At 50.9% G+C, this 22241-nt stretch carries 26 protein-coding genes and 1 tRNA gene; 19 read left to right on the plus strand and 8 right to left on the minus strand.

The window, feature by feature from the left end:
* The 15 genes from HMPREF0080_RS10095 to HMPREF0080_RS08420 form a co-directional block, all read left to right on the plus strand.
* On the plus strand, window positions 1–2465 hold a 2465-nt coding region (locus HMPREF0080_RS10095), incomplete at its 5' end, for a hypothetical protein (RefSeq protein ID WP_006791019.1).
* Window positions 2466–2470: 5 nt separating this feature from the next.
* Window positions 2471–2836: a hypothetical protein gene (locus tag HMPREF0080_RS08350; protein ID WP_006791020.1), complete on the plus strand. Its 366-nt coding sequence runs from the start codon at window positions 2471–2473 to the stop codon at window positions 2834–2836.
* 3 nt (window positions 2837–2839) lie between these two features.
* Window positions 2840–3433: a DUF1833 family protein gene (locus tag HMPREF0080_RS08355; protein ID WP_006791021.1), complete on the plus strand. Its 594-nt coding sequence runs from the start codon at window positions 2840–2842 to the stop codon at window positions 3431–3433.
* Window positions 3426–3824, plus strand: coding sequence for a C40 family peptidase (locus HMPREF0080_RS08360; protein ID WP_006791022.1), 399 nt, complete (start codon window positions 3426–3428; stop codon window positions 3822–3824). The genes HMPREF0080_RS08355 and HMPREF0080_RS08360 overlap by 8 nt, the downstream gene beginning before the upstream one ends.
* The gene (gene gpJ / locus HMPREF0080_RS08365; RefSeq protein ID WP_006791023.1) at window positions 3817–5934 is read left to right on the plus strand and encodes a TipJ family phage tail tip protein; all 2118 of its coding nucleotides are present in this window, start codon (window positions 3817–3819) and stop codon (window positions 5932–5934) included. Before HMPREF0080_RS08360 ends, gpJ begins: the two co-directional genes overlap by 8 nt.
* Window positions 5931–6359 carry a hypothetical protein gene (locus HMPREF0080_RS08370; protein ID WP_156795327.1) on the plus strand — a complete coding sequence of 143 codons (429 nt, stop codon included), beginning with the start codon at window positions 5931–5933 and terminating at the stop codon, window positions 6357–6359. The genes gpJ and HMPREF0080_RS08370 overlap by 4 nt, the downstream gene beginning before the upstream one ends.
* A complete protein-coding gene (locus tag HMPREF0080_RS08375; protein WP_156795328.1) occupies window positions 6287–7903 on the plus strand; it encodes a hypothetical protein in 1617 nt (538 codons plus the stop codon). Before HMPREF0080_RS08370 ends, HMPREF0080_RS08375 begins: the two co-directional genes overlap by 73 nt.
* Window positions 7894–8097: a hypothetical protein gene (locus HMPREF0080_RS08380; protein ID WP_006791026.1), complete on the plus strand. Its 204-nt coding sequence runs from the start codon at window positions 7894–7896 to the stop codon at window positions 8095–8097. Before HMPREF0080_RS08375 ends, HMPREF0080_RS08380 begins: the two co-directional genes overlap by 10 nt.
* Window positions 8082–8501 carry a hypothetical protein gene (locus tag HMPREF0080_RS08385; protein ID WP_006791027.1) on the plus strand — a complete coding sequence of 140 codons (420 nt, stop codon included), beginning with the start codon at window positions 8082–8084 and terminating at the stop codon, window positions 8499–8501. Before HMPREF0080_RS08380 ends, HMPREF0080_RS08385 begins: the two co-directional genes overlap by 16 nt.
* 566 nt (window positions 8502–9067) lie before the next feature.
* Window positions 9068–9706 carry a hypothetical protein gene (locus HMPREF0080_RS09995; protein WP_172633492.1) on the plus strand — a complete coding sequence of 213 codons (639 nt, stop codon included), beginning with the start codon at window positions 9068–9070 and terminating at the stop codon, window positions 9704–9706.
* Window positions 9707–9727: 21 nt separating this feature from the next.
* Entirely contained in the window at window positions 9728–10039 is a 312-nt protein-coding gene (locus tag HMPREF0080_RS08395; RefSeq protein ID WP_006791029.1) for a hypothetical protein, read from the plus strand.
* 316 nt (window positions 10040–10355) lie between these two features.
* Entirely contained in the window at window positions 10356–10955 is a 600-nt protein-coding gene (locus HMPREF0080_RS08405) for a GH25 family lysozyme (RefSeq protein WP_006791031.1), read from the plus strand.
* 13 nt (window positions 10956–10968) lie between these two features.
* Window positions 10969–11283 carry a hypothetical protein gene (locus tag HMPREF0080_RS08410; protein ID WP_156795330.1) on the plus strand — a complete coding sequence of 105 codons (315 nt, stop codon included), beginning with the start codon at window positions 10969–10971 and terminating at the stop codon, window positions 11281–11283.
* 17 nt (window positions 11284–11300) lie between these two features.
* Entirely contained in the window at window positions 11301–11948 is a 648-nt protein-coding gene (locus HMPREF0080_RS08415; protein ID WP_006791033.1) for a collagen-like triple helix repeat-containing protein, read from the plus strand.
* Window positions 11949–11990: 42 nt separating this feature from the next.
* On the plus strand, window positions 11991–12572 hold the full coding sequence (locus HMPREF0080_RS08420; RefSeq protein ID WP_006791034.1) for a hypothetical protein: 582 nt from the start codon (window positions 11991–11993) through the stop codon (window positions 12570–12572).
* A 719-nt stretch (window positions 12573–13291) separates the two neighbouring features.
* Here the strand turns inward: HMPREF0080_RS08420 and HMPREF0080_RS08425 are convergent.
* From HMPREF0080_RS08425 to murQ, 3 genes are read right to left on the minus strand one after another with little or no spacing between them, the layout of a single operon-like run.
* Window positions 13292–14371 (minus strand): MupG family TIM beta-alpha barrel fold protein, encoded by a 1080-nt coding sequence (locus tag HMPREF0080_RS08425; protein ID WP_006791036.1) that lies wholly within the window; start codon window positions 14369–14371, stop codon window positions 13292–13294.
* 1 nt (window position 14372) lies between these two features.
* Window positions 14373–15752, minus strand: a complete 1380-nt coding sequence (locus tag HMPREF0080_RS08430; protein ID WP_006791037.1) for a PTS transporter subunit EIIC — start codon at window positions 15750–15752, stop codon at window positions 14373–14375.
* Window positions 15742–16653, minus strand: coding sequence for an N-acetylmuramic acid 6-phosphate etherase (gene murQ, locus HMPREF0080_RS08435; RefSeq protein WP_040347595.1), 912 nt, complete (start codon window positions 16651–16653; stop codon window positions 15742–15744). The genes HMPREF0080_RS08430 and murQ overlap by 11 nt, the downstream gene beginning before the upstream one ends.
* A 116-nt stretch (window positions 16654–16769) precedes the next feature.
* Here murQ and HMPREF0080_RS08440 point away from each other — a divergent pair.
* Window positions 16770–16846, plus strand: a tRNA-Arg gene (locus HMPREF0080_RS08440).
* 44 nt (window positions 16847–16890) lie between these two features.
* On the opposite strand, the gene HMPREF0080_RS08445 is transcribed toward HMPREF0080_RS08440, so the two are convergent.
* Genes HMPREF0080_RS08445 through HMPREF0080_RS10310 form a run of 4 tightly spaced genes read right to left on the minus strand, consistent with a single transcriptional unit; the run spans window position 16891 to window position 19449 of the window.
* Window positions 16891–17637 (minus strand): energy-coupling factor ABC transporter ATP-binding protein, encoded by a 747-nt coding sequence (locus tag HMPREF0080_RS08445; RefSeq protein ID WP_006791039.1) that lies wholly within the window; start codon window positions 17635–17637, stop codon window positions 16891–16893.
* 14 nt (window positions 17638–17651) lie between these two features.
* Window positions 17652–18227, minus strand: a complete 576-nt coding sequence (locus tag HMPREF0080_RS08450; protein WP_083817929.1) for a CbiQ family ECF transporter T component — start codon at window positions 18225–18227, stop codon at window positions 17652–17654.
* A 15-nt stretch (window positions 18228–18242) separates the two neighbouring features.
* On the minus strand, window positions 18243–19304 hold the full coding sequence (locus HMPREF0080_RS09795) for an energy-coupling factor ABC transporter permease (RefSeq protein WP_216436720.1): 1062 nt from the start codon (window positions 19302–19304) through the stop codon (window positions 18243–18245).
* Complete coding sequence (locus HMPREF0080_RS10310) at window positions 19279–19449, minus strand: energy-coupling factor ABC transporter permease (protein ID WP_006791042.1); 171 nt, start codon at window positions 19447–19449, stop codon at window positions 19279–19281. Before HMPREF0080_RS10310 ends, HMPREF0080_RS09795 begins: the two co-directional genes overlap by 26 nt.
* A gap of 397 nt (window positions 19450–19846) precedes the next feature.
* On the opposite strand from HMPREF0080_RS10310, the gene HMPREF0080_RS08460 reads away from it, so the two are divergent.
* The gene (locus HMPREF0080_RS08460) at window positions 19847–20488 is read left to right on the plus strand and encodes a DUF4198 domain-containing protein (RefSeq protein WP_006791044.1); all 642 of its coding nucleotides are present in this window, start codon (window positions 19847–19849) and stop codon (window positions 20486–20488) included.
* A 50-nt stretch (window positions 20489–20538) separates the two neighbouring features.
* On the opposite strand, the gene HMPREF0080_RS08465 is transcribed toward HMPREF0080_RS08460, so the two are convergent.
* Entirely contained in the window at window positions 20539–20925 is a 387-nt protein-coding gene (locus HMPREF0080_RS08465) for a carboxymuconolactone decarboxylase family protein (protein WP_006791046.1), read from the minus strand.
* Window positions 20926–20996: 71 nt separating this feature from the next.
* Between HMPREF0080_RS08465 and HMPREF0080_RS08470 the strand changes: the two genes are divergently transcribed.
* Complete coding sequence (locus tag HMPREF0080_RS08470; RefSeq protein ID WP_006791047.1) at window positions 20997–21365, plus strand: MerR family transcriptional regulator; 369 nt, start codon at window positions 20997–20999, stop codon at window positions 21363–21365.
* Window positions 21366–21651: 286 nt separating this feature from the next.
* Complete coding sequence (gene gmhA, locus HMPREF0080_RS08475) at window positions 21652–22206, plus strand: D-sedoheptulose 7-phosphate isomerase (protein WP_006791049.1); 555 nt, start codon at window positions 21652–21654, stop codon at window positions 22204–22206.
* Window positions 22207–22241: the final 35 nt, after the last annotated feature.

Here is a 22241-nt window from a genome sequence, read left to right on the forward strand (position 1 = left end):
CAGCCGTAAAAGAGGCGGCCGCCGCATCGGAAGTTGCCGCGAACGGAAAACTCATTACAAGTAACGCCGCCGTTGGAGAATCAGCAACAGCAGCAGGGGCGGCATCGGTACGGGCGAGCGAAGCGGCAACCGCCGCAACGGCAACAACGACTAAAGCAACAATAGCGCTTGCAGGTGCGCACGAAAAAGCGGGTGTTGCGGGCGTACTGGCATCGCAAAAAAGCGTAACCGCTGTCGGACAGCTGCCCGGCGCAATCGGTAAAGTTACAGGGGCGTTGTTCAGTCTTGCCGGGGGTTGGATGGGCGTTGCCGCGGCGGCCCTGTACGCAGCATATTGTGCGTACAAATACTTTAACGCAAAGTATGAAGCCGCGCAGAAAAACACATGGACAGGTGACGACGGCTACACATACACGGCACACGACGGCCGCATTTGGCGCCAGCGTGACGGTGATCTCGGTAACGCGGATATCAGTGCTGACATGACCGGACAAGGCTCACGGGCTAACGGCGGCGCGTCGGAAGAAGTCGTACAGGAGGGCACGGAAGCGTACGCCCGAGAGTATGCGAACTGGTATAACGCCGGCGGCGGTAAAGACTTTGCGGACGCGGAAGCACAGCGGCAAGCGGCGGAGGCCGCGGTAAACAACGCGCAAATTCCGTCATACGACTTTACGCCGGACACAGCAGCGGGCGCTGGCGGCGGCACACGGATTGAAAACGAACAGACGTACGACGTTCGCGCGGGCGCAATATATAATGCCGGACGGTTGTCCGGGTTGGATTACGGTACCGGTGATAATCAAGTCGTCTGTACCACGTACATCGAAAACGCCTGGGCGGATGCGGGGGTATCCAATGCGTTCGAGTTGGGCGGCTGGGCCCCTGATTGGGCGGCTAACGCGGGCAGTGCGTTCCATGCTACCGACGCATACGGCGGTGGATACGAAGCGCATGCCGGGGACGCTGTTATTACCAATAACGGTGACCATGTCATTATGCTTGATGCAAACGCCTCCGGATATTATGCGGCGGCAGGTAGCGGCCGCGTATCGCAGCATTATGACCAGGACTACCGGTCGGCATTTGCTGGTAACATCGTCGGCGTTATCTCGCTTACCGAATTTGCCGGTACGACGGAAACGGGTAAAGCGTTATCGGTGCAGGACGTCCGGAAACAGGCAGAACAGCGGGCAAAGGATATCGCTAACGCCCGCAAAGATTTAAAAACGCTTGAATCGGATCTGGACAGGGCCTTACTGGGGGATACCGGCACGGCATTTGAAAAGAGTATCGCCAGCATGAACCAGCAAGCGCAGCGGTACGAAGACCAAATCCGCAAGATAAAGAACACATCAAAAGATATTGACACGAGCCGTGCCGAAGATTTATTGAAGCAGTGGAAAATTGAAGAAGCCGCGAAAGCCATGGAAGAGCTTACGGCCCGACGGATGAAGTTTAATACAGAGATGTCCAAGCTCAACGCGGACTTAAAAGGCGACTATGTGTCCGTGGCACAAGCCGAGTTTGAAGCCACAGTGCAGAGTCTCGAAAAGCAACGTAAAGAAAAGCTCAAGGAAATACAGGCAAGTAAATCTGACTATGAAGCGTTGAAAGATGCCAATGATTGGTACACGGCAGCGTATCTTGATGCGGTACAACAGCGGGAAGATGCTGAACGGGAGGCGTTCGAGAAGTCCGTACAGTGGGCAATCAAGCGCGGTGAAATGAGTAAGCTTACGGATCTGCTGCAGTCGCAAGCGTATCAAGACGTGCAGAACTGGAACGCTCGCGGACAGGCGGCACAGTCGTACTACGAAATATTTCAGAAGGCGAACATGTCAACTGTCGAGATGGTAGCGTCCGGGTCAACGCAAATAGCGTCCGGAATTCAAGGTGTGTTCGAGTCTATGGCCAACGGCTCGGAGAGCGCGAAAGACTCACTGCGTAGCCTTGGCAAAGTGTTCCAGAAGACCATTACACAGATGATCGCGCAAGTGACAGCGCATAAAATCGCAATGATGCTATTCGGCGGGCTGCTCGGTGGCGGTAACAGCTCATCGGGATTTAACTACTCATCGAATCTGCTCAATGCGTCTAGCTTTAAGCCTTACACACCGAGCCTTGGTATATCAACGCATCTGTTCGCGGCGGGCGGTATGGTTACGGCTCCGACTATGGGGCTTATCGGGGAAGCGGGAAATGATGAAGCAGTGTTCCCGTTGACCGACGAGGTATATTCTCGCGTAGCGAAAGGCATCGTACAGAACCAAAACCAAAACGGCAGCAATGCTGCCGCGCCGGTTATCAACATTATTAATAACAATAACGGGGCCAGCGTTAAAGTGCAGTCAAGTACTTATGACAGCCAGATGAAGAAATACATCATTAATGTTGTGGTCGATGCCGCCGAGACAGACGAGGGCGGCATGGCACGGGCCATTCGTAACGTGTCGAAAGGATAGAGGGTATGAATATATTTCCTGCGGATAAAATACCGCATCCCGTTGTATCGGTCGCAACGAACGCGAGCGATACGTACGTCGAGAAAATGACGGACAGCACAATAGAGTCGAAGACCGATGCGGGGTATCGTATTACGCGGCCCCGCAACACACGATCGCCGCGGGTGTTCCTGTATTCGTGGACATGCCTTGCGGAAGCACAGAAAAACATTCTGCGTGATTTCTGGCGTAAAGTACGGAAATCGGACAAGTTCCAATTTACTGACTACGACAGCGGCGACGTCTGCACTGTACGCTTTACGTCGGACTGGGAGTGCCATTACTCGCACCCGGAAGGGTATTATTTGTCACTGACATTCGAGGAGGTGTAACGTGTGAAGATATGGGAAACTGCGGCAATCTTGGAAAAGAATAAGCTGGCGTCCGACGCGCCGTTTTTACTGCTTTTGAAACTGCATCATGCGGACTTGCCAGAGGACATATACCTCGCCCGCAATACAGAAGACGTAACATGGGCAGGGCAGACGTGGACGCGCTTTCCGTTTAACGTGACCAACGTCACGACGGACGGGACGACGCTGCCGACAGTAAAACTTACCGTATCTAACTGCGGCGGGGTTATTCAGTCGTACTTGCAGCAATACGGCGGGCTTACAGACGCAGCTGTTACGCTGTATGTTGTGCATACGAATTTACTGGATAACGCAGAACCGCTTAACCAGCTCGATTTTACTAACCTCAGCACGTCATATGATGAAGTATGGGTGACGTTTAGCCTCGGCAGCAGTCCGGAATTATATAACAAATTCCCACTTGACACATACATGACGGACTTCTGCCCGTTTGTGTTTAAATCAGTGCGCTGCGGCTATGCCGGTAGCGAGAAACCTTGCAATAACACGCTTAAAGAGTGCCGCATCAAAGAACGGTTCGGGGGAGAACAGGGGATGACAGGTAACTATGGTTAATATCGACGATTTAATCGGCGTCCCGTACGTAAACGGTGGCCGTGACTGTGAAACGGGGCTTGACTGCTGGGGGCTTGTACGAGAATACTACCGTCGGGCGGGTATTAAATTGCCGAAGCACTTAATCGATATAAAGCGTGTTGATGCTATCATGGCCGAGATTGACAGCAACAAACATAAGTGGTTGGAGCTTGAGACTCCGGAAGTCGGATGCGTCGTACTGCTGCGGCTTATCGGGAATCCTTTGCCGAGTCACTGCGGCATATACGTCGGCTATGGTGAGTTTATGCACGCCGTGCAGACGGCCGTGCAAATTGACCGCGTGTCTCGCTGGGGACCGCGGGTTATCGGATATTTCAAACCGAAAGAGGGAGCATATCCGCATGTTTGATATTATTATCATAAAAAACATATTAACAGGTGAGCGTGAGCACACTCGGCACGAGTATGAGGGTCAACGGCTTATTGATATTGTCGATATTAAAGACCTGCAAGTATTCGTGAACGGTATCCCTGTTGCTATCCCGTACAGCTACATACCGCAAGACGGCGACCAAGTTATACTGACGGAGGAACTTGAAGGCGGTATGAAAGGCGCGCTCGGCTGGATACTGCAGATCGGGCTGATGGTTGCCGCGCCGTTTGTCGGAGGTTGGCTCGGCATCACATCTAAATTTGGGCAAGCACTAGCGGCCGGTGCCTTTATGATCCTCGGCGGCAAAATCATTAACAGCTTATGTCACGTCAACCAGGCACACGCTGCTGAACAGGAGACGTCGCCAACGTATGGTTGGGATCTGCCGCAGGTACAAACGCGCGAGGGCGGGCTCATTGGGGAGACGTATGGTGAGACAATGCCCGCGGGGCAGCTCTTGATGTATCACGTCGAAACTGAATCCGAAACATACGTGCCCGACCAGCCACAGGCTCAACCGGGTGGCCCGTTTGCTAAGCTGTTTAAGAAAAAGCACAGCTACTCCGGGGAGAAAGACGTGCAGTATCTGAATGTGCTGTACAGCGGCGGGTATGGCCCTGTTGACTCTATTGACGATATCCGTATCGGCTATACGCCGATAGAAAACTTTGAGGGCGTGCAGATTGAAAAACGACTCGGTACGAATGACCAGGAGCCTATATCCTTCTTCCCCTATACCATAGCCGACCAATCGATCGACATGGACTGTAAACAGGGTTCTGCTGTAATCCGTAGTACAGATTCCGACCAGTGCAACGCTATTGAAGTTACGACTACGTGGCCAGGCGGCATTTATAGCGTAAAAGATGATGGAAACTTTGAAAACCTTACGGTTAAATTCATCATCGGAATACGCCGGACCGGCAGCGGGGACACGTGGACAGAACAGGCATGCGAAGTCACGGAGAAAGTAAATTCGACGGTACGCCGCAGCTATAAATTCGAAAACCTACCGACAGGGCGGTATGACGTGCGAGTATTGGCAACCAACATGCCGATTACGTCCCGCAAGTACGCGCAAATGCGCTGGTCGTTGCTCTCCACGTACATCAACACCGGACAGTTTGTGCGGCCGAATAAAGTACTTATCGCGCTCCGCATTAAAGCGACGAATCAGCTCAATAATGGCATCCCGGCGTTAAATTGGCGCCAGAAACGTATGCACGTACTCGTCTTTAATCCGCGCACGCGGCAATATGAAGAGAAATCAGCGCAAAACCCGATATGGGCCGCGTATGACATTCTCCATCACTGCCGGCGACTCAAGAACGTAAGCACCGGGCAATTTGAGTACGTTGTAGACGGTTGCCCTGCTGACCGCTTTTCGAAGTATTTCGATGAGTGGCAGCGGGCGGCGGCTTATGCCGACGAAATGGTCGATGACGGCAACGGTAGCACAGAAAAGCGGTTCCAACTGGATGCGTTTTTCGATACGAAGCAGAAGCGCTTCGAAGCGGCGAACAGGGCTGCTAATGTCGGACACGCAACACTGGTACGTCATGGCGTAAACCTCGGTATCGTCGTTGATATGCCCGGCACAATAAAGCAAATATTCGGCGAGGGCCGGACGACGATGTCCACGTTCACCGGCAATTTCTCATCCCGTGACGAGAGGGCCCGCAGCGTACAGATTACGTATAACGACGAACAGCGGGACTTCAAGAATACGGAATTTTTCGTCCGCTCGGCAAAGTATGCGGAGAATCGAACGCTACAGGACAACACGGCCACGGTAACGCTCTTCGGTGTGTCGCGCCGGTCGCAAGCGCATCGTGAAGCGCTGTATTATCTTGCCACGAACGAACGGCAGCTACAGACAATACAACTGTCGGCCGACGTGAACGCTCTCGTATGTGAGTACGGCGACCTTATCGGTGTAGCACACACCGTGCCGCGTATCGGGCTGGAGAGTGGGCGTATTGTATCGGTAGACGGCAACAAAATAAAACTCGATAAAGAAGTCACGATTACCGCCGCTGACGTGTACAGTATTATTGTACACGCTCCGCTGATGATGTGCTGGTGACAAGAGATCTTGTGCCGGTAACGCAGGATACGACGACAGACACCATCACCGTATCGCAGTCGTTCGGGGTAGGTGAAGAAGTCGCACAGTACGACTGCTATGCTGTCGGAATTCGTGACCGAGTCGTGAAGCCGTTCCGTGTTGTTAAGCTCGAACGGGACAAAGACCTCAAGATGACCATCACGGCCACGGAGTATGACCATGCCGTTTATGAGACGGATTATAGCCGCTATCCGGTTATTGATTACAGCAAAGGCAAGGCAACGCTTCTCAAGGCACCGATTAATCTCAAGCTTACGGAGTCGAATTTGCGCATTAAAGGCGGCAGTAAGAACAGCACGGTTCACGCCGAATGGGATATGCCGGCAGGGGCACCGATGACAGCTTCCGTGTCACGTACTCGACGGACAATTACAACTGGGTAGACGGGCCGACAACGCATAGCTTCAGCGCCGACATCACGGACACCGACCCGTCCTACACCTACTACGTGCGCGTTCGGGCTGTGCTGGACGGTTTTGAGTCCAGTTACGCGACGGCACATATCGGCCTGTCCGGGAATGTCCTGCCTGCAACCCCGGCAACGGGGCTCACTGGGTATACTCGATACCGGCAGTTGACCGGGCAAGCGATTTATGATGTCATTATTAACTGGCTGCCGGAAGGGCTCACCGGACGGGTGTACTATAAGACGTCGTACGCGTCGACGGAAAACGTCATCGGTGCAACACAGACACCATGGAGCGCGTGGGTACTTGCCGGGGAAGCCGCAGGACAGATTGTCATTCCGCAGCTCTTGCCCGGCGAAACGATACGCGTAGCTGTAACAACGGCAAATGAACTCGGCGAGTATACCCTACCTGACGCGGTAGAGCATCTCGACATTATCGTAGCGGAGCAGTCAACGACGCCGCTGTCGCCGGGAGATTTCAGTATTACGTTTACCGACCGCATCACGATACGGTGGTCGGCGGTTACGAATACGGACGTCGCGTATTACGAGGTGCGTACGAACAACGCACCGGGCGAAGCGTCGGGACTGCTCGTGCAGACAACGGACCTGCAAACAACACTGACACTCACAGAACGGCAAGGCACTTTGTATCTCTTTGCCAAGAATACGCATGGTGACTACAGCTCGGCAGCGCAGCTGACGTACAAAAAAGACGCCCCGAAAGCGCCCAAATCGCCGAAAGTCAAGGCAGGGTTAAGCATGCTGTCTATCACGGCGGAGTCATGGCCGTCCGACATCGCGGCCATGATTGTCCGTATCACGGGCACAAACGGCTCAACGTCGATGCGGCTCACGAGCAGTGTACTCACGTACCCATGCGACCCTGACATATACGACGTGACGGTGGCCTTTGTTGACGTGTTTGGCCCTGGGCCGGAATCGGGCGTAACTACTGCCACGGTAAAGGCAACTATTGACAGTTCGCTGCTTGATAAAGAAGCCCTCGGACTCGACGAAATCGATAAGAACATCGCAAAGCTGGAGAAGGAAGTAGGCATCGTCAAGACAGACGTATCTGGCGTACAGTCAAAACTCACCGAGACGGCAACGGGGTTGCAGCAGTCTATCACGGATTTAAGCAGTAATGTACAGACGCAGCTGACGCAGTTCAGTAACAGTATTGACCTTCGCATCACCGAAGCACTGAACGGGTTGGACGGTGACGGGCTGATTACCCGCATTAACTTATCTACTTCGGGCGTGCGTATCGACGGTAAGCTGCTGCACGTAACCGGGCAAGCCCTTTTTGATAACAACATCATCACAAAGAACATGCTGCAAGCAAAGAGCGTATCCGCGGATAAGCTGCAAGTCGATACACTGGACGCGATAAGCGCCCGCATCGGGACGCTGCGGACAGCGACGTCCGGGGCGCGGACAGAAATTAAGGATAACTTGATTGAGGTGTACGATACGGATAATGAATTGAGAGTGAGGATCGGCGTATGGGAATAGGCATTGAGATTCGCAACAAGTCCGGAGTGCAGTTTATGACTCCGGACAGCACGATGTGCCGGGTAATCGATAAGATATGGATGTGCTACGGCTTGGAGCCTGTTTGCATGAGTAACGACTATGCGTTTGAGCTGTATCACGGCGACGCGGAAAATTTAAATTACTGCGGAACACGGCAATGCAAAAATGGCTAAAGGCGCACGGCTCAACGGTGGCGCTGGAAGATATTACGGACGAACTTTACAATAATCTTTCCGTTGATGCAAAAGCCGAGGTACGAGAGTACCAGCGCCGAGAATACGTCGATATCACCATGCCTTATAATCAGTTGGGTGTGGGCCGGATGGTTTTCCGTGACGTGTTAACCGCAAACGAAACACTCTGGGTGGCTGTTATCGGGAACCGGTTAAAAGCGCATGTCGTCGACTTTGATCGCAAAGCGCTACAGTATTACTTTGAAATTCCGGACGCCGACTCACCGACATCCGGATACACACCAGATAAACACAGGATGGATTTTGACGGGGGTTCTGCATCTGCCAAGCAGAATTTCATTAAGGCCCCCTATTGGGGGTATTTAGTCGTGGGGGCGAAGTAATGGAATTAATACAAATCTCAAACAAAAACCGTAAGGTGCTTATTAACAGCGAGTTCGACAACATGGCTTGCCGCCCCAGAAGCTTGTCACAGATTAAGCGATTGAAAAATGTATACCCTGCGAATATCCCGGCGTGGCCGGCGTGGCCGGCGCGGAATAAAAGCGCATACGCATGTATCGTACAAAAAGACGCGGCGACCGTATACGCTATAGTCATTTTTTATCCTATAGCGTACAGTACGCCACCGTTAATTGCGGTGGCTCTACCATCGGGGTATAACTTCAGCGTAAGCTGGCAGGTCAGCAATTCGGCATATACCCCTGCGGGGAAGCCAGCAACGTTACTCCTCGCGCACGGTGTGCAATTCATGTATGTGTTGTCCGTCCGGAAAAATGATGGGGGCAATATCTCTACAGATGAAGTGTATGCCGGCCTTAATTTATACATATATGACTTCTTAACGCCGCAACAACGGTTAGACTCGTACGGGGCAACTCAAAGAGTAACTATAAATTTGTACATAGGCGGTCGCCCACGATACAGCTCCTGGCATGAAACTGTGCAGATGTTTGTTGACGAGGGATCCGAAAGAGGTTTAAACGGTTATGGGGCAAAAATGGAAACTAGCAATTCAGGAAAACCGCGTCCGAATCTAAAGACGATTAGCCAATATCCGGGAATCAACGACACTAAAGCAGGGCTGCAAGTGTACGGGTTTCATCGCTTCTGGAAAGAAAAATACCATTCCCCAAAACTGGATGCCCGTACCGAAGAGGAAAAGCAGGCGCAGGGCAAGTTGGAACAGTATTCAGCCGATATTCTTTATGACTCCCGGCTACCGTATCTCGTTGTCACGGATCCTGTTGACCAAACACTCCAAATTGACGGGTACTACAAGCCCGGAGATATTTATAAAGTACATCAAGACTACAAAAACCATCCACACAAAGTAGCGGTAATCGTAAATTCAGTAGTGGACGGTATCGCTATCGGCGGCACATCAGAGTCAGGTGGCTTTCCGGAGTATCAAGTGCGGCAGGGCATCGCGTTTTCCGGAGATACCGGCGTCGGTACGATTGAGACGGAAACAAAACTGCCGCTCGTGTCAACTACGCCGGGACTCTTTATCGGCTCAAAAGAGCTTAGTTATTTAACGGTCAACGTCGACGGCGTTACACCGAATACCGTTGACGAGTTTGAGTAGAAAGGAGGTATCATTTTTCCGATGATAATATCGACTGAAATCGCATCACTTATCGCGCAAACAGTTATCCCGATGCTGCTGTCCGCGGGACTGGCTTTTTACGTTTCCGAAAAGAACCGCCGCCGCGGACTGGACAGAGGCGTTCAAGCTTTGCTACGCTGCCGCATGCTCATTGAGTACGAGCGGTACAAAAAAGAGGGTATCACGTATTCGGAAAAAAAGAACTTTATCAACATGTATGAAAGCTATCATGCACTCGGTAAGAACGGAGTAATGACAACGATTTATCACACCGTGCTTGATATGAGGATAAAAAAAGAATATGAAGAGTAGGTTTATCCGATTCGGAGAATGGGCGCAGGCCAATTGGCTTGCGCTCATCGCTATTCTAGCCGTGGTACTCTTTATACTGCTCGTAGTTATTGTGTTGTCTTGGCTATACGGATTCTGGAGCAATGGATTGTATGGCACACGGTTTGAAATCAATAGCTGTTGGCAGGGGGTGTCGGCCGTAGGGGCCGGGATTGTAACGGTTGTAGGGCTTGCTAAGGCCGCCTGGACAAAGTACGGGCATCCAGTAAGTACAATTCACCGGAAGGGCAAAAACCAAATGTTACTAATTCTTTAATAAAGATAGGAGAGGATAAAAATGACAGAAGGAATTGACGTCAGTTATTGTCAAGAAGGCTTTGACTTTGAAGCGGCCAAAGCCGCGGGGAAAAACTTTTGCATCGTCCGTATCGGCCGGCAGCGTTGGGACGGGCAGCAGGAGCTGGACGACTTATTTATCCACAATATCAACGCCGCCAAAGCCGCGGGCATGGATATCGGGGTGTACTTTTACAGTTTGGCCACGACGACATGGGCAGCACAACAGGAGGCGATGTGGTTAATTGACCAACTGGAAATCTACCTGCACGGGGTAGAGTTAAAAGCTGGTATCTGGCTGGACGTAGAAGAGGACATACAGAAAGACCTCGGGGCGTCTGCGCTGACGTCCGTTATCATGGCATGGGTAAACGAGATGAACGCTGCCGGCCGATACGTCGGTATTTACGGCAGCTACGATACACTGGTCAATTACGTAAATCTGGAGAGTATCCCGGACTACGTGCCGTACTTCGTCGCAACGTACGGGCCCGTGAATTACTTTAAGCAAGAGTACCCGGATAAGAACTGCGCGATTTGGCAATACTCCGACGCCGGGAATATCGGCGGCTGCTCTGTGGATTTGGATGTTATGTATTAAGGGGGGAGCGAGCATGACGATATGTAACGATACCTTGCACTGCGGCTCCGACTTCACGCGTCAATACATAATCGAGGGCGAACACGACTTCACGGGCGCAACAGCCGTCATGAAGATACGCACAAAGAATGACGTAGCACTCGTATCCGCCGCGTGCAGTGTCGCGAAAAACGTAGTCACGGCAAAGATACCGGGCAATGTAAGCCTTGCGATATCGCGGCGGTATCAGTCGGCGCGGTATGACGTGTTTATACAAAAACCGGATGAATACAGCTATAAAATCATTATGGGCGATATGCAAATCGTCCAGGAAGAATCTTTACATTAGAAACGGAGGTATGAAAAATGGATGAACTGAACGAATTGAAAGTAAAAGTACAATTTGATAACCAGGTGCAGGTGCAAGCGGTACAAGTTCCGGGAACGCCCGGCCCGGCAGGCCCGGCAGGTGCTAAAGGAGACCCCGGTCCGGCAGGTCCCCAGGGCAAAACCGGTGCACAGGGTGCGCCCGGTAAAGACGGCAAGAGCGCATATCTGATTGCGAAAGAGCATGGGTTTACCGGCACCGAACGGGAATGGCTGGAAAGCTTAAACGGAAAGACGTCTTATCCGGAACTTGTCGCGCTAATGGCCGAAAAGAAGTTGGCCACAAAATCAGATAAACTCTCTGACATTTTAACCGCTATTATCAACGAAATAATCCCTCCGGGGAAAGTCTGCTTACACCCGTTTGTGGCGCTTGCACAAAAAGTATCAATCGGGGATACGGTAGTCCACTTAACAGCAACTCCGCTGTTCAAATGCGCAGTTGTTAAAGAAGATCCGAGTGAACTGATATTTTACACCGCCAACGAAAACTGGGCTGTCGATATCCCGCTTCCGACGCCATTCGATGGCGCTGCGTTTATGATAGGGATGTATCGGGAAGGCGCGCCATACCCCACCGCGCGCCTGAATATTTCCGAATCGGGTGAGGAGGAATATTTAGAATAATCAAGAAAATACCGTTTTGTTAAACAAAAAAGGACTGAACATATGAAACTACCAACACTACAAATCATAAATTCGCTGAAACCTATCCTCCTCTCCGCCGTGGTGGCGCTCTGCCTGCTGGGCATGTACTTTGCCGTACAGCACAGTAAAACGCCGTCAGACAACCCTGTGCGCATGCAGTTTTCCGATACGACGGACAAAAACGCTGTCAAACAGAAACTGCACGTCGATGATCGAACTGCGCGGGACATCGTGACCCGTATCGAGCGGATACATGACGGGGCGACACAACCGAACGTATCGTATTACGTAACCGCTCCGAACCTGCAAACAGCCGCCGACAGAACAGCGGAGCAGATTAAAAACGGTGATACGAATTTGCCAAAAGAAGCAACGGCTAAAAGCGACCGTACCGTCGTCACGGCAGACGAACAAAAACATAAGGTTGACGTGTACAAAATCAATTTGCGCAACAACCATAAAATCAAAGCCGGCGGCACGTATATCGACGGCAAGCCGTATTTGTCCGTCGGCTATCAAGCTGGGCGGATCGAAGGCATAGCGCATATCGGCAACGGCGGCAGGGCCGGCGGTACGATACTGTACACAATTAAAGAGTGGTAACGCTAAAAGGCTCTCCGGGTAATTCCGGGGAGCCTTATTTTTGTGCAAATGAGTCAGTAAATAAATGCCGGCTAAGGGGCAAGCTATTGTTTATACTTTATTGTAGCACAGACTACTTCGAATAAGAATAATAAATATGCATTGTATAGGCTGAGGTATTTCAATAATATCTGACCACATTTTGACAACACAACAATCAAAAATATAATGAATTATCGTAAAATATCGAAAATAAAAATGGCTTATTCATGCGAAAATAGCGTTGTTGTGGGACTTGCAAAAACGGCTTTAATCGACGCGCTACTTTGAGGGGGTAGTGAACGTAAGTTCGTATGGGTTCAAGTCCCATCGACCGCACCACAAAGAAAACGGGACTTTACGAGAGTGAGGTGACCCCAAAAAAGTCTAACTTTTTGGGGTCACCTCACTTTTTGGGATTTGTTTTTGAACTTTTTATGAGCTTTTTCTTTCCAAGCGGGTAAAGACAAAAAGTATAGTAATGTCTGTAACGGGATCAGTTTTATCGTGTGGCAGGTTTGCATATTTAGAAAGAAATGCAAGATGTAATTATGGCAATATTGTTCCGGCAAGAAGCCTCGTACGGGGAGCAACTTTCAGCAACGGGTTGATGCGGACGGCATTGTTAAAATCATTTCGGAAAGTAATTTTTTACGACAGGACGAGAGGCGCCGGGGAGTTTCCCATCTTGCTTTGCCGAATCAATATGATGGAGCATGCTCATAAAAGGAGAATGTATTTGTCCCGGTAATGCAGTCGAGAAGCCAAAGAGAATCGGGAAGAACGGAAGCTGCAATATTGGTGCGTTTCTCCGGCGGCATATGCGCCGTCACGATTTGCAGTTCTCCCGCATAACGGAGAAACTGTTTGTTGTCGATTGTTATGTCTCCGATTTTCCGGGGTGAGGGTGTATCCGTTAACGGTTCAATTATAGTACCGCCGCAAGCAAAACGGCTCTTGTCGGCGCGGATTGCACAGGCTGCGCCGTCCTGTCTCATACGAAAGGGCCGGTCGAGTAACTGCCGCGTCAAAGGACTGTTGTCATATATGATGACGGGTAATCTGATATGTCCCGTGTCTGCGGCCAGCCCTTTTTTTAACAGAGCGATATCGGCAACGGTTGCACCTGAATCGCCGATGAAAATGTCGTCAGTGCCGAGACAGCGTAAGAGAAAAGCCGCTTTTTCAAGCGATAAGGATCGTGTTTTTTCTACTGTCGGCAAGCCTTCGTGCAGAGGACCGCGCTTATCGTGACCGGCAGCCACAAAGGCGCCCGTCTTTATGCCGTAGCGGTGCAAAAGGTTATTTTGCGCGGCGACCCGGTCGGGAGAAAGTCCCGAGTAAGGGCGGGGATAAAAGTTGTGGAGTCCGTCTATACGGGAAAAATCGGTGTGTTCTTCTTCAAGCATCTTTAAAAATGTGTCGTCTGCAGTTGAAGCGTTGACCTGTACGTTGACCAATTTTGTCCAGGCGGCAATCTCCGCCGCTGAAAAGCCCTCGTCCGGACGAAGCGTCGTAATACCGGCGGCAATAAAATCAAGGATTTTCTTGCCGAAAAGACATTTTACCGCAGGTGAAACGTCGGCAATGATATCCATGCGGTGCGCAGCCGCCGTGTTGAGAATATAGGCCAAATCGGTTTCGAGTAATGCCGTGTCCGCTTCGGGAATATGAAGAGATAAGAAAATCCGTTCTACACCGGCCGCCAAAGCGGATCGTAATGATGCTTCCAGCAGGTTGCGTTTGTCCAGACCGGGAAAAAGGGAGATACCTGCGCTCATCTCATCCCTCCTTTTCCGGCGATACGGGATCTGTGAAGCCGATTAGATAGGCGGCTGCGAAGCCGACTGCATACGCTGTAATAAGGCCGATCAGATAGACGGGAATATCCGTTGCAGCCGCCGCCAGAGGAAGGCCGGAAATGCCGAGTGTTGCCGCGCCGACGCCGAAAGCAGCCTGCACGGCGCCGCCGCAGGCACCGCCGATGCAGGCCCCGATAAAAGGCTTGCCCAGGGGCAGAGTTACACCGTAAATGAGAGGTTCGCCGATACCCATGATACCGACCGGTAAGGCGGAGGCAACGGTTTTACGGAGAGCTTTATTTTTTGTTTTTGCATAAACCGCCAGCGACGCGCCGACCTGTCCGGCGCCGGCCATGGCGAGAACGGGCAAGAGCACAGTTGCGCCGTAGCGAGCTAAGAGGTCGGCATGAATCGGTGTCAGTCCTTGATGAACGCCGAGGAGGACGAGGGGCAGAAATGTCCCGCCCAGAATAAAGCCCGTGAAAGCACCGCCTTTGTAGATTGATGTCGTTGCCGCCGTACCTACCGCTTCAGAGAGAAAATTTCCCAGAGGCTGACAAATGCCGACAGCAACAACAGTGGATATGACGACAACCAGAAAAGGTGTCAGAAAGAGTGTGAACATGTCGGGAATGACGCGTTGCAGCTTCTTTTCCAGTGTTGCCGCGAAGAAACAGAGCAGGAGGACGGCAATAACGCCGCCGCGTCCCGGCGTAAGCTGTTCTCCGAAAAGGGTGATATTTGCCAAGGCGGGATGGCTGACGACTGCCGCCAGGACACCGCCCAAAACGGGAGTGCCGCCGAATTCCCTGGCTGCCGACATGCCGATGAAGAGGTTGAGCCCCCAAAAGGCTGCATTGCCGGCAACGGCGGCAATTTGAAACCATGCAGCGCCGGTCAATGCCGGCTCAATCTTACCGACACTGTTCAAAATACCCGTGATCAGACCGCACGCAATAAAAGCGGGAATGACGGGTATGAAAATACGGGAGATTTTTTTGAGCCCTTCTTTGCAGGTGGCGGTATTGCGTTTTCTGATGGCTTCCCGCAAATCCGCCCCGTCGCCGACGGTCGCCTTTGCAGCCAAATCACGCAGACTTTCAGAACCGTATTTTGCGGCCGTAATCGCCTTTAATTCAGCCGTCACTTTTTGCGCCTTGCCAGGTCCCAGGATAATCTGCCATCCCGAACCGACAACAGCAACGCCTTTGACACCGTCGACCGCGAGCAGGTCTTCTTTCGTGAAGTGCTCTTCTTTGACGGAAAAGCGCAAGCGTGTCATACAGTTATACGGGGCGATAATGTTATCTGCCGGACCTATGTGTTTATATATTGCTTCCGCCGTTTCTCTATAGCTCATAAATTCCGTCCTTTATGGCCCTGTCGATGTAGCCGTCCGCTTTTTCCAGAGACTGTGCCGCGGCGGCGGCATCGACATGTAATAAAAGCATGATAATCGCCGGCTTTGCGTTGCCGTTGCAGGCATCAAGCGCCGCATCCGCTTCTGCGCGGGTACAAGCGGCGGCGGCCATGACGATACGTCTGGCTCGTTCCTTCAGTTTGGCATTTGTGGCTCTGACATCAACCATGAGGTTTCCATATACTTTACCGAGGCGGATCATTACGCCTGTGGAAATCATGTTCAAAATCATTTTTTGGGCCGTACCCGCTTTCATGCGTGTAGAACCCGTGACGACTTCCGGCCCTGTGACGGCACAGAGGTCGATATCGCCGATGGCGGCAAGGTGCGATCCGGGTGAACACGTCACCGCTACGGTATAAGCACCGGCTTTTTTAGCGTATTCGAGAGCTCCTGCCACGTACGGAGTACGTCCGGACGCGCTGAGTCCGATAACGGTATCCGTTGCCGTCACCGCTTCTTTTTTCAAGTCGTCGGCACCGTTTTCCGAAGAGTCTTCCGCTCCTTCTTTAGCATGGGAAAGAGCGGTTTTACCGCCTGCTATAACTGCGCGTACCAGTCGTGGCGGCGTATTATATGTCGGCGGGCATTCGGCAGCGTCGAGCATGCCGAGTCGGCCTGATGTACCGGCCCCGATATAGAGGAGCCGGCCGCCTTGCCGGATTCGCTCCGTTACTTCATCGATGACAACGGCTATGTGCGGGATAATTGCTTCCACCGCGGCGGCAACGGTTTTGTCGGCAGCATTAATGATGCGGAGCATTTCTTCTGTTGAAACCGTATCGATGGAACGGCTTGCACTGTTTCGTTGCTCCGTGGCAATTTTATCTAACTCTATCATTGTAAAGTCCCTTTCAGACGGCATATATAAGCTATTATACCACAGCGGGAACGGCTTGAAAGAATTGCCTCAACGGATAAGACATGGTATTATAATAAAGTGGCATCATATCCTGTGCGCCCATAGCTCAGGCGGATAGAGCAGCGGTTTCCTAAACCGCGTGCCGGAGGTTCGAGTCCTCTTGGGCGCACCATATAAAACGTAAAATCCCTAAGCGTCCGGCTTAGGGATTTTTTATTACCGTTGTAAGCGTAAGGGCAATTCCAGATCACAGTGTTCAAGCAAATCTTTTTGCTGCAAAATTTCTGCGGCAGGACCGTCTGCGGCAATTTTGCCGGCATGCAAAAGAAGAACGCGGTCACACGTGTCATAGATGAAGTCGAGGTCGTGGGACGCAATGATTTTCGCACAGTCCAGGCTGTTTAAAACGGCGATTAAATTACGCCTGTTTTTAGGATCCAAGGTGGACGACGGTTCATCCATGAGTATCAGATCCGGTTTGAGAACGAGCAGGCCCGCAATAGCCGTAAGCTTTTTTTGACCGCCTGAAAGGCGGTATATTTGTTTGTCAGCCATAGCCTCCATCTGTACGAGCGACAGGGCGGCAGTTGTTCTGCATGCGGTTTCTTCGCGCGAAAGTCCGCTGCTTTCAGCGGCAAAGGCTACGTCTTTGGCGACAGTCGGCATGAAAAGCTGGCTTTCCGAATCCTGAAAGAGATACCCTATGCGGCGGCGGACAGCTGCTATGGTTTTGTCCGTTATTTCCATGCCTGCCGTTTGAACGGTTCCGGTTCGTACGGGCAGGAGGGCGACGGGCAACTTTAATAATGTCGATTTGCCTGCGCCGTTGCCGCCGATAAGCCCGACCCGCTCACCGGGACGGACGGAGAAGGTTAAATTTTGTAACGCTTTATTTTCGACGTGGTTCTCATCGTACCAGAAATCTACGGCCGAAAAGGATAAGATGGGCTGTAATTCGTTCATACTGACTGAAATCCTTACGTTATATTCCGGAATATGCTGCCGATGTATTCGAATACCGGGAAAATCCGGCAAATGAAGAAATATGCCGAGGACAGGCATAGAAAGAGAATGTCCCGGCCTTCGACCGCACGGGCATGAGCATAGGAAAAAGAGCCGCGGAACCCGCGCAGTTGCATGCTTTCATAGACTGTTTGCGCTCTGTCGACAGTGCGCAGTAAAAGCTGGCCTAAGAGAGGACCCCAGGCGCCGGGATGTATGCCGCGGCGCGTCGGCGCGCGTAAAGCATAGGCCGTTGAGATGCGTTCACCGCCTTGCAGCAGGAGTATCAGATAACGATATATGAGAAGCAGCGTCGTCGTCAGAATTGACGGCATATGAAGCCGGTCCAGAGCCGCACAGAGGGATTCCATTCCCGTGACGGCGATGAGTAAGTATACGGAAAGCATACTGAAGAGCCCTTTCAGGAGGAGGACGGCAAGAGAAACGACACCGCCTGAAAGGGAATGCCCGCCTATTGTGAGTACGACGGAGGTATCAAAGAAAAGATTGAACAGACCCACTGTGGATAAGAGCAGAAGAGCGTTTTTAATATGGCCGGCAGCCTTTCACAAAGACAGATCCGCAAGATCGTATAGAATGATGAGATATACGGACATACTCAGGATACCGCTTAAATTATAGCGATCGAACGAAAGCAGCGTGGCCAGATAAAAGAGGACGGCAAGTAACTTTACCAGCGGATGTAATCCGTTTAACGGGGTATTTCTTGCTGCCAAATAATCAAGAATATGGATATTTTTAACAGATTTACTGATCCGGCTTATACAATGCGCCACCTTTTTGAAGCACCGCCCGATGAGAATAATGGAAATAAGGACAACAGCCGCTCCTGCAAGTCCCGAAACGGATGTGCCCGCCGCACTTTCGGCGCCTATGAAATTATAATCGGGCAAAACAGCGGTGAAACGCTGTATCTCCTCGACAAAGATATAGATGCCGCTTTTTGTTCCTTCCAGCTCAGTATTTCCCGTGAGACGTTCGACGGACCATTCCAGCCCGTCCGGGAAAGCTGATGCAAATTGTGAAAGGATGCCTGCCGTAACAGCTGCGGCAGCCGTCAGGACGGCGATAATTTTACCGAAAGAAAGACGGCCGCAGGCAATTGGCGCGGGTTCGGACTGCCGTAATAAAGACGGTCTCGCTTCATAGAGGAAAACGAGAACCGCCGCCGTAATGAAGCCTTCAACAGCGCCTATGGCCAAGTGAATGGGCTGCATAACGAACAGAAACGCTGTAAAAGGGAGCTCCGTAATGCCGGAAGCAAACGTTTCCGCCGAAACGGAAAAGGCGCCCAGCTGTAGTGTTATAATGGAAGCGAAAAGAGAAACGGTAATAATTTTTTTCTTCGATATCCCCTGTTTCAGCGCGAGCTGCCAGATCATGCCGCCTATAAAGCAGCCGTAGAAAGCCATATTCCATATGTTGGCGCCCAGGGCGAGAAGACCGCCGTCGGCGAAAAGCAGGCATTGTATAAGCAGTACACAGATCATAGTCAGAAAAGCGGCATACGGGCCGACGACAGCCGAGAGTAAGACGCCGCCGCAAAGGTGGCCTGACGAACCCGTACCGGGAATGGTAAAATTAATCATTTGCGGCGGCGAAGACAAAAGCCCCCATAACGCCCATGAGAGGAATAAGTTTATCCCTGCTTTCTTCCTTTATTTTTCTGATCGAACAGACTGCCACCCCTGCCGAGCAGGCATACATCACGCCTGCAACGGTAGGCGCCAGCAGTGCATCTGCCATATGCATGGACAATCCCTCCTTTATAATAGTATGGAAATATTGTTATATGTTGTTGCCACGTATGCTTCACCTGCTCTTAGTCTACCATTTACTATGATACATGTGTCAATATGTATTCGTAAATTATACCCTGCAAAGGATATCCTGTATAAGCCGAATGTGTGGGAATGTAAAAAGCGGCAGGTACTCAGGATTTGCGACAGATGAACCGATTTCTAACAAATACGTTACTCTTTTGAATTTGCGTTTACAGGGCGTATTCGGCGTCGTACAATAATGATGCGGTTAATTGATATTTTTTTCATCTGTTAGGAGGATATTATGAATAAAAAGATATTTACAGTCCTGGCTGCGGCGTGCATCGGCAGGGGTTTGCAATTTTTCGACGGTTGACGCCCACGGCGTGTTTTTTGCCAATCGTGTTGATGAAAAGGTCCTCGTTTTGGGGGAAGGCCCTGTCGATAATGCCTATGACCCGTCTATGGTGACGAGTCTGAAAGGATATAACACGGCGGGTAAAGAAATCCCCGTAACCATAATAAAGCACGAAAAGAATATTTCCATTGTACCGCCTGAAGGCTTGGGTACAACCGTCACTTCTTTTGATTACGGGTACTGGACAAAGGACAAAGACGGTAAGACTGTACATAAACCGATTACGGAAGTGCCGGGAGCGATAAAGAGTACCCATGCCGTTAAATACGATATACAGTATTGGGATGCGGCGGCTAAACCCGTACAATTTACGGAAATTCCCATTCAAATCGTGCCGTCCGTCAATCCGCTAACCCTGAAGAAAGGCGATACCTATGAAATTCAGGTTCTCAAAGACGGCAAGCCTTTTGCCGATGCACCGCTTATCAAGGATGTTATCAATGATTTAACCGGAGAAAGCAAGACTGATGAAAACGGTAAAGCGACGGTTGAAGTAACGGCGAACGGTCTTAATGTGGTCGGCGTGGAGGTTGCCTATCCGACGCAGAATAAAGGTGAACAGAACAAGTATTTCAGTGCCCTGTCCTTTATCATTTATCCGGAAGAATAGGATCTGCGCCTGTATAAGAAAACTGTACTGACAGGAGAACAAAGCTCCTGTCAGTACAGTTCTTTTATTCCTCGCCTTTTCGTCCTTTCAGTACGTCCTGCACGGTAAACACACCGTTCAGCACGCGCGGAAATCCGGTATATGGAATGGATACAAACCTCCATTATTTTTTCCGGAACAATACCGACATTAAGGGCCGCATTTACATGGACGCGCAGCTGTGCTTCGCAACCGCCCTGTGCTATCAGAGAGGAAAGAGTGACGAGTTCTCTCTCCTGCAGCGTTAATTCGGGCCGGCTGTATATATCGCCGAAAACTTCCGCAAGAAGTTGACTTAATGCGGGAGAGACCGCATTAAGTGTTGCGATAACTTTTTCCCCGTGGATATTGTCTACTTTTTTCAACATATCCATACCCCGGTCATATCTGCTTTTCATTTTAACACCTCCTGTATGATACAATACTTCTTAAAGTACGGTTTAAGTCAAGTGTGATAAGGAGCTTTATAATGAAAATCAGTGAATTTGCCGAATTACTCGGCGTACCTGCATCAACATTGCGCTATTATGAGAAAAAGGGATTTCTGAAAACGGAGCGGGTTAACGGGATCAGGGAATATAAGGAGTCCGATATGGAGTATATTCGTTTTATAAAACGGTTGAAAGATACGGGTATGCCCCTGAAAGAGATAAAGAGATATGCCGATTTGCGGTATGAAGGAAACGGGACAATTTCCGACAGATTGGAGCTGTTGCGGGCATATCGGCCGTTGCTTAGCGAAAGGCTTGAACAATATCGGGTATATCTGGAAAAGCTTGACGACAAGATAGCCTTGTATGAAGAGGCGATAATTACGGGAGAACTGTCTGCCCGATAACAGCTTTCATGAGGAAGCGTATTTTTATGCCTGCCGGCATATAATGCACCGAGGCCGCGTTAATGAGAATAAATCCGCCCCTACTGTGCCTTGCGCGGCCTTGTCCGAACAGGATATAATAAAAGCCGTAAAAAACATTGCCGGCGAATGAGGATACGTATAGTTTTGTTTGCGGATGGGCTCATTAAAGCGGATAAGACTTTATGGGACTCACGGCGCGGCAACAGGGCAGTCTGTTGAAACCTTACGTCGCCGGGAAATAATATAAAAGTCTGAGGAGATCCACATGAGCATAGTTGCGGAGCGAATTGCCGAACATAAAGAAGTATTGGAAGCGACCAAGACCTTGGCGGGAGCCATAGAAGAAGCGGGTATTTTAGTGCGTGATGCGTTGGCCTCGGTGCATAAGCTCCTTATCTGCGGTAACGGCGGCAGTGCGGCCGACTCGCAGCATATTGCGGCTGAAATTGTCGGCCGTTTTAAAAAAGAGCGTATATCGCTTCCCGCTTTGGCCTTGACTGTCGATACGTCGATCTTAACGGCCGTCGGCAATGATTACGGGTTTGAAACGGTGTTCAGCCGCCAGATAGAGGGGCTTGGGCAAGAAGGAGATGTCCTTATCGGTATTTCTACGTCCGGTAACAGCCGTAATGTTGTAAGAGCCGTCGAGACGGCAAAGAAAAAGGGACTGCTTGTCATTTCCATGACCGGTGAAGGCGGCAGGCTCGGTACCATGGCCGATATCTCTCTGGCCGTGCCGTCGCGGGTAACGGCTCGTATTCAGGAAATGCATATTCTCATGGCACATATTATCTGTGAAATTGCGGAAGAGAATATGTAGTGCGAAACGGCAGGGACCGCATTAAGAACGATACT

Origin of the sequence: Megasphaera geminata F0357 (genome assembly GCF_000239275.1) — a bacterium.
Lineage (GTDB): Bacteria > Bacillota > Negativicutes > Veillonellales > Megasphaeraceae > Megasphaera > Megasphaera geminata.